15 protein-coding genes are annotated in these 13315 nt (G+C 73.0%); 11 read left to right on the forward strand and 4 right to left on the reverse strand.

The annotated features are described in order from the left end of the window. Positions 1-17: 17 nt before the first annotated feature. On the reverse strand, positions 18-461 hold the full coding sequence (locus ACGF5O_RS34330; RefSeq protein WP_393813779.1) for a hypothetical protein: 444 nt from the start codon (positions 459-461) through the stop codon (positions 18-20). Positions 462-482: 21 nt separating this feature from the next. On the opposite strand from ACGF5O_RS34330, the gene ACGF5O_RS34335 reads away from it, so the two are divergent. From ACGF5O_RS34335 to ACGF5O_RS34350, 4 genes are read left to right on the forward strand one after another with little or no spacing between them, the layout of a single operon-like run. Further along, complete coding sequence (locus ACGF5O_RS34335; RefSeq protein WP_393813780.1) at positions 483-1454, forward strand: FAD:protein FMN transferase; 972 nt, start codon at positions 483-485, stop codon at positions 1452-1454. Further along, a complete protein-coding gene (locus ACGF5O_RS34340; protein ID WP_393813781.1) occupies positions 1451-2026 on the forward strand; it encodes a ferric reductase-like transmembrane domain-containing protein in 576 nt (191 codons plus the stop codon). Before ACGF5O_RS34335 ends, ACGF5O_RS34340 begins: the two co-directional genes overlap by 4 nt. Next, on the forward strand, positions 2026-3243 hold the full coding sequence (locus tag ACGF5O_RS34345; RefSeq protein ID WP_393813782.1) for an NADH-ubiquinone oxidoreductase-F iron-sulfur binding region domain-containing protein: 1218 nt from the start codon (positions 2026-2028) through the stop codon (positions 3241-3243). The genes ACGF5O_RS34340 and ACGF5O_RS34345 overlap by 1 nt, the downstream gene beginning before the upstream one ends. A gap of 1 nt (position 3244) precedes the next feature. Continuing rightward, positions 3245-3445 (forward strand): ferredoxin, encoded by a 201-nt coding sequence (locus tag ACGF5O_RS34350; RefSeq protein ID WP_393813783.1) that lies wholly within the window; start codon positions 3245-3247, stop codon positions 3443-3445. Positions 3446-3507: 62 nt separating this feature from the next. Here ACGF5O_RS34350 and ACGF5O_RS34355 read toward each other — a convergent pair whose 3' ends face one another. From ACGF5O_RS34355 to ACGF5O_RS34365, 3 genes are read right to left on the reverse strand one after another with little or no spacing between them, the layout of a single operon-like run. Next, on the reverse strand, positions 3508-4404 hold the full coding sequence (locus ACGF5O_RS34355) for an aminoglycoside phosphotransferase family protein (protein WP_393813784.1): 897 nt from the start codon (positions 4402-4404) through the stop codon (positions 3508-3510). 39 nt (positions 4405-4443) lie between these two features. Beyond that, a complete protein-coding gene (locus tag ACGF5O_RS34360) occupies positions 4444-4962 on the reverse strand; it encodes a ferritin-like domain-containing protein (RefSeq protein ID WP_393813785.1) in 519 nt (172 codons plus the stop codon). Continuing rightward, a complete protein-coding gene (locus ACGF5O_RS34365; protein ID WP_393813786.1) occupies positions 4959-5534 on the reverse strand; it encodes a hypothetical protein in 576 nt (191 codons plus the stop codon). The genes ACGF5O_RS34360 and ACGF5O_RS34365 overlap by 4 nt, the downstream gene beginning before the upstream one ends. Before the next feature lie 273 nt (positions 5535-5807). On the opposite strand from ACGF5O_RS34365, the gene rimP reads away from it, so the two are divergent. The 7 genes from rimP to truB all read left to right on the forward strand — a co-directional run bounded on the left by rimP (position 5808) and on the right by truB (position 13111). Then, the gene (rimP, locus tag ACGF5O_RS34370) at positions 5808-6317 is read left to right on the forward strand and encodes a ribosome maturation factor RimP (RefSeq protein WP_393813787.1); all 510 of its coding nucleotides are present in this window, start codon (positions 5808-5810) and stop codon (positions 6315-6317) included. Between the two features lie 2 nt (positions 6318-6319). Beyond that, positions 6320-7306: a transcription termination factor NusA gene (gene nusA / locus ACGF5O_RS34375; RefSeq protein WP_393813788.1), complete on the forward strand. Its 987-nt coding sequence runs from the start codon at positions 6320-6322 to the stop codon at positions 7304-7306. Between the two features lie 125 nt (positions 7307-7431). Beyond that, positions 7432-7701 carry a YlxR family protein gene (locus ACGF5O_RS34380; RefSeq protein WP_393813789.1) on the forward strand — a complete coding sequence of 90 codons (270 nt, stop codon included), beginning with the start codon at positions 7432-7434 and terminating at the stop codon, positions 7699-7701. 154 nt (positions 7702-7855) lie between these two features. Then, positions 7856-10999: a translation initiation factor IF-2 gene (infB, locus tag ACGF5O_RS34385; RefSeq protein WP_393813790.1), complete on the forward strand. Its 3144-nt coding sequence runs from the start codon at positions 7856-7858 to the stop codon at positions 10997-10999. Between the two features lie 411 nt (positions 11000-11410). Beyond that, positions 11411-11704 carry a DUF503 domain-containing protein gene (locus ACGF5O_RS34390; RefSeq protein ID WP_046732584.1) on the forward strand — a complete coding sequence of 98 codons (294 nt, stop codon included), beginning with the start codon at positions 11411-11413 and terminating at the stop codon, positions 11702-11704. A 46-nt stretch (positions 11705-11750) separates the two neighbouring features. Next, positions 11751-12209: a 30S ribosome-binding factor RbfA gene (gene rbfA, locus ACGF5O_RS34395; protein WP_393813791.1), complete on the forward strand. Its 459-nt coding sequence runs from the start codon at positions 11751-11753 to the stop codon at positions 12207-12209. Then, on the forward strand, positions 12206-13111 hold the full coding sequence (gene truB / locus ACGF5O_RS34400) for a tRNA pseudouridine(55) synthase TruB (RefSeq protein ID WP_393813792.1): 906 nt from the start codon (positions 12206-12208) through the stop codon (positions 13109-13111). Before rbfA ends, truB begins: the two co-directional genes overlap by 4 nt. Positions 13112-13315: the final 204 nt, after the last annotated feature.

The following is a 13315-nucleotide window of genomic DNA, read 5'->3' on the forward strand; positions in this document are numbered from 1 at the left end:
CGCCCCGTATGGGAGCCTCACAGACTTCTCTCAGGCCGATACCCGAACGTAATGCGTGACAGAGAGTCACGCAGGAGGGGATCGGTCATGACCGAGAGAGTGCAAGGCGAAAAGTCCGGGGAAAGGGGCGCGGTCGCGGCGGTCCGCCGGGGGACCCGGCGCACGGCGGCCCTGGCGGCGGCGGTCACGCTCGCCGCGGCGGCCGGGGTGTTCGCCCTCGTCGGCACGATGCAGTCGGACGCCGAGACGACGGCGAGCAGCGGCAGCGGTACGACGTCGAGCTCCAGCAGCTCCGGAAGCAGCTCCAACTCGTCCTCGGACACGGACAGTTCCTCGTCCTCCTCCTCGAAGTCGACCGGCTCGTCCGGCTCGTCCAGTTCCTCCAGTTCCTCCAGCTCGTCCTCCTCGGACCTCCAGTCCTCCTCCGACGGCCTCACCTCCGGCAGCGGATCGAGCTCCACCGACTCCACCTCGGGGGCGTCATGACCGCCGCCCGAGCCCCGCGTCCGACGGCCGCCGCCGAGTGGCGTGCCCTCGGCACCACCGTCCGCCTGGTCGTCACCGACCCCGCCCTGCTGGACTCCTGCAACCTGCTCCTCGCCCGGCAGCTCGCCGAGGTCGACGCGGCCTGCAGCAGGTTCCGCACCGACTCCGAACTTGCCGCCCTCGACACCTCCCACGGCCGCCCGGTCCGGGTCAGTCCGCTGCTCGCCGAGGCCCTCGCCGTCGCCCTGCGCGCGGCCCGGGCGACGGACGGCGCGGTGGACCCGACCGTCGGCTCGGCGATGGACGCGATCGGCTACGACCGCGACTTCACCCTCGTCCGCGAGGACGACCGCCCGGTCTCCCTGCGGGTGCGCCGCGCCCCGGGCTGGCGCAAGGTCACCCTGGACCCGGCGACCGGCACGGTCACCGTTCCCGAGGGCATCCGCCTCGACCTGGGCGCCACGGCCAAGGCCTGGGCCGCCGACCGGGCCGCGCGGCTGCTGGCCGACACCGCCGGCTGCGGGGTGCTGGTGAGCCTCGGCGGCGACACCGCCGTCGCCGGCGAGCCCCCGGCGGGCGGCTGGCAGATCCGCGTCCAGGACATCACAGGACCGGTGGACGAGACGCCCGCGCAGGGGTCGTACGACACCGTCGGCCTGCGCTCCGGCGGCCTCGCCACCTCCGGTACCGGCGCCCGCCGCTGGCGGCGCGGTGGTTACGACCTGCACCACATCGTCGACCCGCGCACCGGACTGCCGGTCCGCTCCCCGTGGCGCACGGTCTCGGTGGCCGCGGCCGACTGCGCCGACGCCAACGCGGCGACCACGGCGGCCCTGGTCAAGGGCGTCGGCGCGGAACGCTGGCTGACCCGCCTCGGCCTGCCCGCCCGTCTGGTCGCCCACGACGGCACCGTCGTCACCACGCCCGGCTGGCCCGCCCCCCTCCCCGCGCTGGAGGCGGCGGCGTGACCTCCGAAACCCTCTGGTACGCCAACCGGGCCACCGGCGCCGTCTGCCTGGTGCTCTTCACGGTCGTCGTCCTCCTCGGCATCGCCGTCCGCCTGCGCACCCGCCTTCCCGGCCTCCCGCGCTTCGGCACCATGAGCCTGCACCGCACGCTCTCCCTCTCCGCCACCGCTTTCCTGGCCCTGCACATCACCGTGGCGGTCGTCGACGGCTACGTGAACATCACGGCGCTGGACGCCCTCGTCCCCTTCGTCTCCGACTACCAGCCGCTCTGGCTGGGCCTCGGCACGGTCGCCTTCGACCTGCTGCTCGCGGTCCTGGTCACCAGCCTCCTCCGCGACCGCCTCGGCCACCGCGCCTGGCGGGCCGTGCACTGGCTGGCGTACGCCTCCTGGCCGGTCGCCCTGGTGCACGGCCTCGGCATCGGCACGGACGCCGGCACCGACTGGATGACCTGGCTGACCGTCACCTGCGTGGCGACGGTGATCACCGCCTTCGCCCTCCGTGCCGCCCACGCCGCCCGCGCCGCCCGCCGGACCCCCGCCGCACTCCTGCACACCGAAGGGGCCCACTGATGACCGCGCTCTTCCCCGACGTCTACATGCCGCCCCGCCTGCTGGCCCCCGGCGGCACCCCGGCCGACCTCGCCACGCACGAACAGCGCTACGGCCCGCTCGCGCACGGCGACCCGGCCGCCCTGCTCCGCACCCTCGCCGAATCCGGCCTCACCGGACGCGGCGGCGCGGGCTTCCCCGCGTACCGGAAGTTCGTCGCGGTCGCCGACGCGGCCCGCCGCACCGAGCGGGCGCCGATCGTCGTCGCCAACGGCGCGGAGAGCGAGCCGGCCAGCCACAAGGACCGGACCCTGCTCCGGCTCTCACCCCATCTGGTCCTGGACGGACTCCAGTCGGCCGCCGAGGCGGTCGGCGCGGCGGAGGCGTACCTCGCCGTCGAGGACGGCGCCTCCTACCTGGAGTCGGCCCTCGCCCAGCGCCACGACCCGGTGCGCGTGCAGGTCGTACGCCTGCCCGCCCGCTTCCTCTCCGGCCAGGCCTCGGCCCTCGTCCAGTACCTCTCCGGCGGCCCCGCCCGCCCGACCCATCCGGTCCCGCCGGTCCGCGAACGCGGGGTGCGCCGTGCCCCCACCCTGGTCCAGAACGTCGAGACGCTGGCCCACCTGGCCCTGATCGCCCGCTACGGCGCCGACTGGTTCCGCTCGGCGGGCACCCCCGCCGAACCGGGCAGCACCCTCTGCACCGTCCATGTGCCGGGCCGTGAACTCCGCGTCGTGGAAGCCCCGTTCGGCATGCCCGTCGGCCGGCTCCTCCCCCTGGAGGGCGCCTCCGCGGCCCTGGTCGGCGGCTACCACGGCACCTGGATCCCGGCCGCCGAGGCCGCCCAAGTCCCCCTCTCCTCCACCTACCTGGGTGCGGGCGTCCTGGCCGCCCTCCCCGCCGACCGCTGCGGCCCGACCGAAACCGCCCGCGTCCTGCGCTACTTGGCCCTTCAGTCGGCAGGCCAGTGCGGCCCCTGCCTCAACGGCCTCCCGCGCATGGCCGCCGCCTTCCAGACCCTGGCCACCCCCGGCCCCCAGGGCACCGCCCGCACGGACCTCTCCCGCTGGGCAGGCCTGGTCGAGGGCCGAGGCGCCTGCCACCACCCGGACGGCACGATCCGCCTGGTCCGCAGCGCCCTCACGACGTTCGCGACAGAACTCGACGCCCACGCGAACGGCCATTGCACAGCGACCGACCACACCCCGCTGCTCCCCGTGCCGGCGGAAGGGATCTGACATGGACCAGCACATCACCATCGACTGGACCTCCTGCCAGGGCCACGGCCTGTGCGCGGAGCTGCTCCCCGAGCACATCACCCTGGACGAATGGGGCTACCCGCTGGTCGACGGCCGCCCGATCCCACCCCGAACCAGGAAACGAGCCCGCGGAGCGGCGGCAGACTGCCCGGTCCTCGCCTTGAAACTGGGGCAGGTCTGAGCGCCCCGACAGAGGCGCGGGGAACTGCGCGACAAGCCACAGCGCACCCGCAGTCAAAAACGTCAAACCCACCCGGCGAATTCAAGCAACAGCTCCGCATCCCTCGGCCGCCCCACGCGAAGCGCCCGCACACCCGACTCCACCGCCCGGAACAGCGTCCACCCCCGCAACCGCTCCTGATCCACCTCCAGCGACTCCGCGAGCCGCTTGATCCGCCGCCGGGTGATGGACGCCCCGGACGGCGACGCGATCAGATCCTCCACCCGGTCCCGGACCAGCCGCGCCAGATCGAACGCACACTCCCCGACCACCGGATCCGGCCCCACCGCCAGCCACGGCATCCGCTCCCCGGCCAGCACCTTGCTCTGCCGGAACGTGCCGTGCAGCAGCCGCCGCTCGGGCGGCGCGGTCACCAGCTCCTCCCGGGCCGCGACCGCCGCCGCCACCAACGGCGCCACCTCGGGGTCACCGGCCGCCCGGGCCATCGCCGCGGCCTGCCGCCCCGTCCGTTCGGCCACGGTCTCGAAGACGTGGTCCTCCGGCGGCGGTACCCAGAGCCGCCGGAGCGTCCCCGCAGCCTCCAGCCACGCCTTCGCCTCCGGCAACGACCGCACCGACACCTCCGGATGCAGCCGCTCCAGGAGCAGCACCCCCGCGGGCCCGTCGGCCTCCAGCACCTGCACCGCACCGAGCCCGCCCCAGTGCGCCAGCGCCGCCGCCTCGCTCTCCGGCCGGGCCCGCCGCGGCGCCAGCTTCAGTACGGCAGGCGTGTCGTCGGCCCGCCGGACCAGCAGCACCACACTGCTGCGGCCACCCGGTACCTGCACCCGCTCCACGGTCAACTCGCGTAGCGCGACGGCCTGTTCCACCGCACCCGGCAGCTTCTCCAGCCACTCGTCACCGTCCGGCGCCGTCTCACCGAGCGCCCTCACCAGGCGCCGCGGCGGTTCGAAAGCCATACGCGAGTCGTTCCTTTCCTGCTCTGGGGCCCTGGGGCGCTAGGGAGTCGCCGAAGCCAAGGGCGAAGACGATGACGATGACGAGGCCGACCCACCGGCCGCCGCCCCGGAACCCGCACCGGAACCCGCCCGTTCGGCGAGCCCAGGGAAGGCTACGCTCTCCCCGCTCCAGCGCACCGCCCGCACCGCGGCCTCCCGCAGTGCCGCCGCGGCCGAGCCGCGCCGCTCGCCGGAGGACGCCCGGACCAGGTCGGAGTAGACGTCGGCCACCCGCTGCTCCAGGTCGGCCGCGAGCCGTGCGGCCGTAACGGCGTCCGTGACGGCGAACGGCAGCGCGTACGCGGCGTTCGCGGCGACGGGCGCACCGCCCAGGTCCCGTACCTCCCGGACCAGCGCGTCCCGGCCGGCCCGGTGCGCGTCGTAAGCCGAGCGTGCCTCGGCCAGCCGCTGCGCGCCGATCCGGCCGCCGACGACGCCGTACCCGTACACCGCCGCGTGCTCGGCGGCCAGCGCCGCCTGGAGCGCCTCGATGACGCCCGCCTCCGCCTCGTCGCTCACCGGTCGCCCTTCGTCAGCAGGTACGCGTGCGCGGCCCCGGCCGCCGCAACGCCGGCCAGCAGCCGGGCCAGTTCGCCCGGCACGTCCAGCAACGCCTGGGCCCGCCGGTCGGCTAGGTTCCGCTCGGCGGCGGCCAGCGCGGCGAGCGCGGACTTCTCGTCGGCGGGCACGGTCGGCGAGGCCGACGCGGACGCCGTGGGCGAGGGCGAGCCGGTCGCCGTTGGCGAGGGCGAGCCGGTCGCCGTGGGGGAGGCCGTGCCCTCCTCGAACGCCGCCGCGTGCGCCGCGACCTCCGCCCGCAACGGCCGCAGGCGCTCCGCGAGCACGGGATGAACGGCGAGGACGGCGTCGTACTGGCGCAGCAGCCCCCGGCTGTCCCGCGCCGCACGCGCGCGTGCCCGCGCGGACACCGACGTACTCCCGGCGCTCCCCGGGGAGTCCGAACCGGAGGAGCAGCCCGTCAGCACGGCAGCCGAGGCCACCGAAACGATCAGGCTCCTTCTGCGCAACAGAGAGGGCAACGACACGGCAGACGTCCTCAAGGGGGCTCGTACGAACACACGGCCGGACATGCACCCGACCGTGATCACGTTACCCGTGCACCCCCACAACTGACGTCACCGCCTCGACGCCCCCCGCTGGAGCCGACCAAAGGGGTGCGGGGAACTGCGCGACAAGCCCCCCACCGGCCCGCACCCGCCCCCGAACCGCAGCCCCACCCCCCCCGTGGGCGTTCGGCCCCACCGCCGGAGGCACCCGCACGCAACACCCCCCGCGACCCGATACCCTTTGACCAGACGCGCGACCCATCCCACAACAGCACACGCGGCCGAGGAGTCACCCGGATGAGCACCACCCAGAGCGAGAGGCTGCGAGAGCTCCTGGAACCGCTCGTGACCTCCCAGGGACTGGATCTCGAAGAGATCGCCGTGGACTCCGTCGGACGCAAGCGTGTGCTGCGTGTCGTCGTCGACTCCGACACCGGGGCGGACCTGGACCAGATCGCCGATGTGAGCCGTGAGCTCTCGGCGAAGCTCGACGAGTCGGACGCGATGGGCGAGGGGGAGTACACCCTGGAGGTCGGCACCCCCGGCGCGGAGCGCCGGCTCAGCGAGCACCGCCACTACCTGCGCGCCGTGGACCGCCTGGTGCGGTTCCAGCTGGCCGAGGGCGGGGAACTGGTCGCCCGGATCCTGGACGTCGACGACGAGGGCATCGACCTGGAGGTGCCCGGTGTGAAGGGTCGCAAGGCCACCGCGCGCAGACTCGGGTTCGCCGAGATCGACAAGGCGCGTGTGCAGGTCGAGTTCAACCGCAAGGACAAGAAGGACATGACGGAAGAGGAGGAGGCGTAGCCGTGGACATCGACATGAGCGCCCTGCGGGGCTTGGTTCGGGAGAAGGAGATCTCCTTCGACCTGCTGGTCGAGGCGATCGAGTCGGCCCTCCTCATCGCCTACCACCGCACCGAGGGAAGCCGCCGCCACGCGCGCGTGGTGCTCGACCGGAACACCGGGCACGTGACCGTGTGGGCGAAGGAGGACCCCGAGGACCTGGAGGAGGGGCAGGAGGCGCGCGAGTTCGACGACACCCCGTCGGACTTCGGGCGGATCGCCGCCACCACCGCCAAACAGGTGATCCTGCAGCGGCTGCGCGACGCCGAGGACGACGCCACGCTCGGCGAGTACGCCGGCCGCGAGGGCGACATCGTCACCGGAGTGGTCCAGCAGGGCCGCGACCCGAAGAACGTGCTCGTCGACATCGGCAAGCTGGAGGCCATCCTGCCGGTGCAGGAGCAGGTCCCCGGCGAGACCTACCAGCACGGGCTGCGGCTGCGGTCGTACGTCGTACGGGTGGCGAAGGGCGTCCGTGGCCCCTCGGTCACGCTCTCGCGTACGCACCCGAACCTGGTGAAGAAGCTCTTCGCGCTGGAGGTGCCGGAGATCGCCGACGGGTCCGTCGAGATCGCCGCCATCGCCCGCGAGGCCGGTCACCGGACGAAGATCGCGGTCCGTTCCACCCGTTCGGGCCTGAACGCCAAGGGTGCCTGTATCGGCCCCATGGGCGGCCGGGTCCGCAACGTGATGGGCGAGCTGAACGGCGAGAAGATCGACATCGTCGACTGGTCGGACGACCCGGCGGAGATGGTGGCGAACGCGCTGTCCCCGGCCCGCGTCTCCAAGGTCGAGGTCGTGGACCTGGCGTCCCGGTCGGCCCGGGTGACCGTGCCGGACTACCAGCTGTCGCTGGCGATCGGCAAAGAGGGACAGAACGCCCGGCTCGCCGCCCGGCTCACCGGCTGGCGGATCGACATCCGCCCGGACACCGAGCAGGCGCCCGAGTAGATCACCCGCCCCGTTCACTCGGACGAGGGGAATAGTTCCAAGCCGCAGGTCGCTTGGATTACGACAACGGGCGTTCGATCTTTGCCCCGAAGGGGTGAGGTCGGTTCGGGGAGGTAGACTTAGCAGTGTCTGGCCGGACGCATGCCCGCGCATGCCCTGAGCGCACCTGTGTGGGGTGCAGGCAGCGAGCGGCCAAGACCGAACTGCTGCGGATCGTGGCGGTCGAGGACGAATGCGTTCCCGATCCTCGCGGTACGCTGCCCGGCCGGGGTGCATATGTACACCCCGCCCAGGTCTGTCTGGACCAGGCGGAGCGCCGCCGGGCACTCCCGAGGGCGCTGCGCGTCCCGGGCCCGCTGGACGTAAAGGCGTTGCGCCGGTACGTCGAGCAGTAACACCGTAAGAAGCGTCGTTCGGAACGTCCGTGCGGCTCTGGTACCCCGCGAGTTGGAAGTAGGTCGAGATTGCGATGAGCACTCGATGAGCACGCGATGAGTACGCCCATGAAGTAGCGACGGTCCGGACGCACCCGGACCTAAAAGGAGCGAAGTGGCTAAGGTCCGGGTATACGAACTCGCCAAGGAGTTCGGGGTTGAGAGCAAGGTCGTCATGGCCAAGCTCCAGGAACTCGGTGAATTCGTCCGTTCGGCGTCCTCGACGATCGAGGCGCCCGTTGTACGCAAGCTGACTGACGCCTTCCAGGGCGGCGGCAAGCCCGCCCCCCGCAAGGCTGCCCCCAGGCCCGGCGCGCCCTCCCCGGCGCAGTCGGCCCGTCCGGGTGCCCCGAAGCCGGCCCCGCGCCCGGCTGCCCCGCAGCCCCCGGCCGCGCCCGCGGCTCCGGTGGCGCCCGCGGCTTCGGCTCCGGTCACCCCCGCGCCGGTCTCGCCTGCGCCTGTCACGCCCGCGCCGGCCGCCTCCGGCCCGCGTCCGGGTCCCAAGCCCGCCCCGCGTCCGGCTCCGGCCGCGCCCGAGTTCACGGCTCCGCCGGCGCCTCCGGCCGCCGCGGCACCGAGCCCGGCCGCCGCGCAGGGTCCGCGTCCGCAGTCCGGCCCGCGTCCGGGTCAGGGCCAGGGTCAGGGTCAGGGCGCTCCGCGTCCCGGCGGTCGTCCCGCCCCCGGTCAGGGCCAGGCCCGTCCGGGCCAGGGCGGCCAGCGTCCCGGTGGCGAGCGCGCCCCCCGTCCGGGCGGTGCCCGTACGGCCGGTCCGCGTCCCGGTAACAACCCCTTCACGTCCGGTGGCTCCACCGGCATGGCCCGCCCGCAGGCCCCGCGCCCGCAGGGTGGTCCGCGTCCGGGTGGCCCCGGTGCCCCCGGTGGCGGCCCCCGTCCGCAGGCGCCCGGCGCCCAGGGCGGCGGTCCGCGTCCCCAGGCTCCCGGCGGTTCCCGCCCGAGCCCGTCCGGCATGCCCCGTCCGCAGGGCGGTCCGCGTCCCGGCGGCGGCTCCGCGGGTCCGCGTCCGAACCCCGGCATGATGCCGCAGCGTCCCGCTGCCGGCCCGCGCCCCGGCCCCGGTGGCGGCGGTCGCGGTCCCGGCGGTGCGGGTCGTCCCGGCGGCGCCGGTCGTCCCGGTGGCGGCGGCGGCTTCGCCGGTCGTCCCGGTGGCGGCGGCGGTGGCGCCCGTCCGGGCGGTGGCGGCGGCTTCGCCGGTCGTCCCGGTGGCGCCCCCGGCGGCGGTGGCGGTGGCTTCGGCGGCGGTCCCGGTGGCGGTGGCGGCGGTGGTCGTCCCGGCTTCGGCGGTCGTCCCGGCGGTCCCGGTGGCCGTGGTGGCACGCAGGGCGCCTTCGGCCGTCCCGGCGGTCCGGCGCGTCGCGGTCGCAAGTCGAAGCGGCAGCGTCGCCAGGAGTACGAGGCCATGCAGGCCCCGAGCGTCGGCGGCGTGATGCTGCCGCGCGGCAACGGCGAGACCATCCGTCTCTCCCGCGGCGCGTCGCTCACCGACTTCGCGGAGAAGATCAACGCCAACCCGGCGTCCCTCGTCGCGGTCATGATGAACCTCGGCGAGATGGTCACGGCCACGCAGTCCGTCTCCGACGAGACGCTGCAGCTCCTCGCCGGCGAGATGAACTACGAGGTTCAGATCGTCAGCCCCGAGGAGGAGGACCGCGAGCTGCTCGAGTCCTTCGACATCGAGTTCGGCGAGGACGAGGGCGACGAGGACGACCTGGTGGTCCGTCCCCCGGTCGTCACCGTCATGGGTCACGTCGACCACGGCAAGACCCGACTGCTCGACGCCATCCGCAAGACGAACGTCATCGCGGGCGAGGCCGGCGGCATCACCCAGCACATCGGTGCCTACCAGGTCTCCACCGAGGTCAACGACGAAGAGCGCAAGATCACCTTCATCGACACCCCGGGTCACGAGGCGTTCACCGCCATGCGTGCCCGTGGTGCGAAGTCGACCGACATCGCGATCCTGGTCGTCGCGGCCAACGACGGCGTCATGCCGCAGACGGTCGAGGCGCTCAACCACGCCAAGGCGGCCGACGTCCCGATCGTCGTCGCGGTCAACAAGATCGACGTCGAGGGCGCCGACCCGACCAAGGTGCGCGGTCAGCTGACCGAGTACGGCCTGGTGGCCGAGGAGTACGGCGGCGACACCATGTTCGTCGACATCTCCGCCAAGCAGGGTCTGCACATCGACTCGCTGCTGGAGGCCGTGGTCCTCACCGCGGACGCCTCGCTCGACCTGCGGGCCAACCCGCACCAGGACGCGCAGGGCATCTCCATCGAGTCCCGTCTCGACCGCGGCCGTGGTGCCGTGGCGACGGTCCTCGTCCAGCGAGGCACCCTGCGGGTCGGCGACACGATGGTCGTGGGCGACGCCTACGGTCGCGTCCGCGCCATGCTCGACGACAACGGCAACAACGTCGCCGAGGCCGGCCCCTCCACGCCGGTGCAGGTCCTGGGTCTCACCAACGTCCCGGGTGCCGGCGACAACTTCCTCGTGGTCGAGGAGGACCGTACGGCCCGCCAGATCGCGGAGAAGCGTGCGGCGCGCGAGCGCAACGCGGCCTTCGCGAAGCGCACGCGCCGCGTGTCCCTGGAGGACCTGGACAAGGTGCTCAAGGCCGGCGAGATCCAGCAGCTCAACCTCATCATCAAGGGTGACGCTTCCGGTTCCGTCGAGGCCCTCGAGTCCTCCCTGCTCCAGCTGGACGTCGGCGAAGAGGTCGACATCCGCGTCCTGCACCGCGGCGTCGGTGCGGTCACGGAGTCCGACATCGACCTGGCGATGGGCTCCGACGCCATCGTCATCGGCTTCAACGTCCGCGCGGCCGGCCGCGCGGCGCAGATGGCCGAGCGCGAGGGCGTGGACGTCCGGTACTACTCGGTCATCTACCAGGCGATCGAGGAGATCGAGGCGGCCCTGAAGGGCATGCTGAAGCCGGAGTACGAGGAGGTCGAGCTCGGTACGGCGGAGATCCGCGAGGTCTTCAAGTCGTCCAAGCTGGGCAACATCGCCGGTGTTCTCATCCGCTCGGGCGAGGTCAAGCGCAACACGAAGGCCCGCCTCGTCCGCGACGGCAAGGTCATCGCGGAGAACCTCAACATCGAGGGCCTGCGCCGCTTCAAGGACGACGTCACCGAGATCCGCGAAGGCTACGAGGGTGGTATCAACCTCGGAAACTTCAACGACATCAAGATCGACGACGTCATCGCGACGTACGAGATGCGCGAGAAGCCGCGGGTGTAACACCCACGGTTGGCAGCCGGCCGACGGGACTTCGGTTCCGTCGGCCGGTACCTTTCCCGCCGGGACACCACCGTCACGGGGCTCCGCCCCGGACCCCGGGACCTTCGCCCACCCACCACCCGACTCGGTCGGCCGAGAAGGCTTCGACCGAGAGGGCGCCCTTCAACCCGCCGAGTCGGGTACCGGGGGGGGCACCCTTTCAACCTGCCGAGTCGGGTGGTGGGTGGGTGAGGTCGGGGTCCGGGGCGGAGCCCCGTGGCGGGGCCTCTCGGCCCACCGAGTCGGGTGGGCGGACGGGCGACGCGGCGGACTTCCATCGCTGGGGAAAGTCGGTCGAGCCCCCGGCAGGGACGGGGTACCGTTCCTGACAGGGCCATCGATCCCGAGCCGGCGGGTTAACCGGTTACATACATGTACGTGGGGACTCTGTCCTTCGACCTCCTCCTCGGCGACATCCACTCGCTGAAGGAGAAGCGCTCCGTCGTCCGCCCGATCGTCGCCGAACTCCAGCGGAAGTACGCCGTGAGTGCCGCCGAGGTGGACCATCTGGACCTTCACCGCAGGGCCGGCATCGGCCTCGCCATGGTCTCCGGAGACGCCGCGCACCTGACCGACGTACTCGACCGGTGCGAACGGCTGGTCGCCGGCCGCCCCGAGGTGGAGCTGCTGTCCGTGCGACGGCGCTTCCACGGCGACGACGACTAGACCTGAGACTTGAGAACGACGAGAAGAGAGAACGGGAGACGGACCAGTGGCCGACAACGCGCGGGCGAAAAGGCTGGCGGACCTCATCCGAGAGGTGGTGGCCCAGAAGCTGCAGCGCGGGATCAAGGACCCGCGGCTCGGTTCGCACGTCACCATCACGGACACCCGGGTCACGGGTGACCTCAGGGAGGCAACCGTCTTCTACACGGTGTACGGCGACGAGGAGGAGCGGAAGGCCGCCGCCGCCGGTCTGGAGAGCGCCAAGGGCATCCTCCGGTCCGAGGTCGGCAGGGCCGCGGGCGTGAAGTTCACGCCGACCCTCGCCTTCGTCGCGGACGCCCTCCCGGACACCGCCCGGAACATCGAGGACCTCCTCGACCGGGCGCGCCAGTCCGACGCGAAGGTCCGCGAGACCTCCGCGGGCGCCGACTACGCCGGAGACGCCGACCCGTACCGCAAGCCGGGCGAGGACTCCGCCGACGAGACGGACGACGCCACCGAATGACCAGCAAGCCCACCCCGCCCGACGGCCTTGTCATCGTCGACAAGCCGTCGGGCTTCACCTCGCACGACGTCGTCGCCAAGATGCGGGGCATCGCCCGCACCCGGCGCGTCGGGCACGCCGGCACCCTCGACCCCATGGCCACGGGTGTCCTCGTCCTCGGCATCGAGCGGGCCACCAAGCTCCTCGGGCACCTCGCCCTCACGGAGAAGGAGTACCTGGGGACGATCCGCCTCGGGCAGGACACCGTCACGGACGACGCCGAGGGCGAGATCACCTCGTCCACCGACGCCTCCAAGGTCACCCGCGAGGCCGTGGACGCCGGCATCGCCAAGCTGACCGGCGCCATCATGCAGGTGCCGTCCAAGGTCAGCGCCATCAAGATCGACGGCGTGCGGTCCTACAAGCGCGCCCGGGACGGCGAGGACTTCGACATCCCGGCCCGCCCGGTGACCGTCTCGTCGTTCGCCGTGTACGACGTACGGGACGCCGTCGCCGAGGACGGCACCCCCGTCCTCGACCTGGTCGTCTCCGTCGTCTGCTCCTCCGGCACCTACATCCGCGCCCTCGCCCGCGACCTCGGCGCCGACCTGGGCGTCGGCGGCCACCTCACCGCGCTGCGCAGGACCCGCGTCGGACCGTACAAGCTGGACTCCGCGCGCACCCTCGACCAGCTCCAGCAGGAGCTGACCGTGATGCCGATCGCGGAGGCCGCCGGGGCCGCGTTCCGCCGCTGGGACGTCGACGCCAAGCGGGCCAGGCTGCTGCTCAACGGCGTACGCCTGGAGATGCCCGAGGAGTACGCGGCCGCCGGTCCCGTCGCGGTGTTCGACCCCGAGGGCCGCTTCCTGGCGCTCGTCGAGGAGCAGAAGGGCAAGGCGAAGAGCCTCGCCGTCTTCGGCTGAACCCCCGGTGTGCCCGTGGAGCGGCGGCCACGGGGTCTGGCGCCGCCGCCGCTCCACGGTCCCCCCTCGGTTCCCCCACCCCTAGGGTGTATCCACCCGCACCTGGCTATTCACCCGACCGAGCAGGCGCTCGGAGTGAACCGGGGGAGCGGAGGGGGGCGCGTTCACCGCCCGCTCTGTCCCGCTGATCATTTCGCGCCTACG

The sequence above is a fragment of the Streptomyces sp. NPDC048291 genome (genome assembly GCF_043201715.1).
GTDB lineage: Bacteria > Actinomycetota > Actinomycetes > Streptomycetales > Streptomycetaceae > Streptomyces.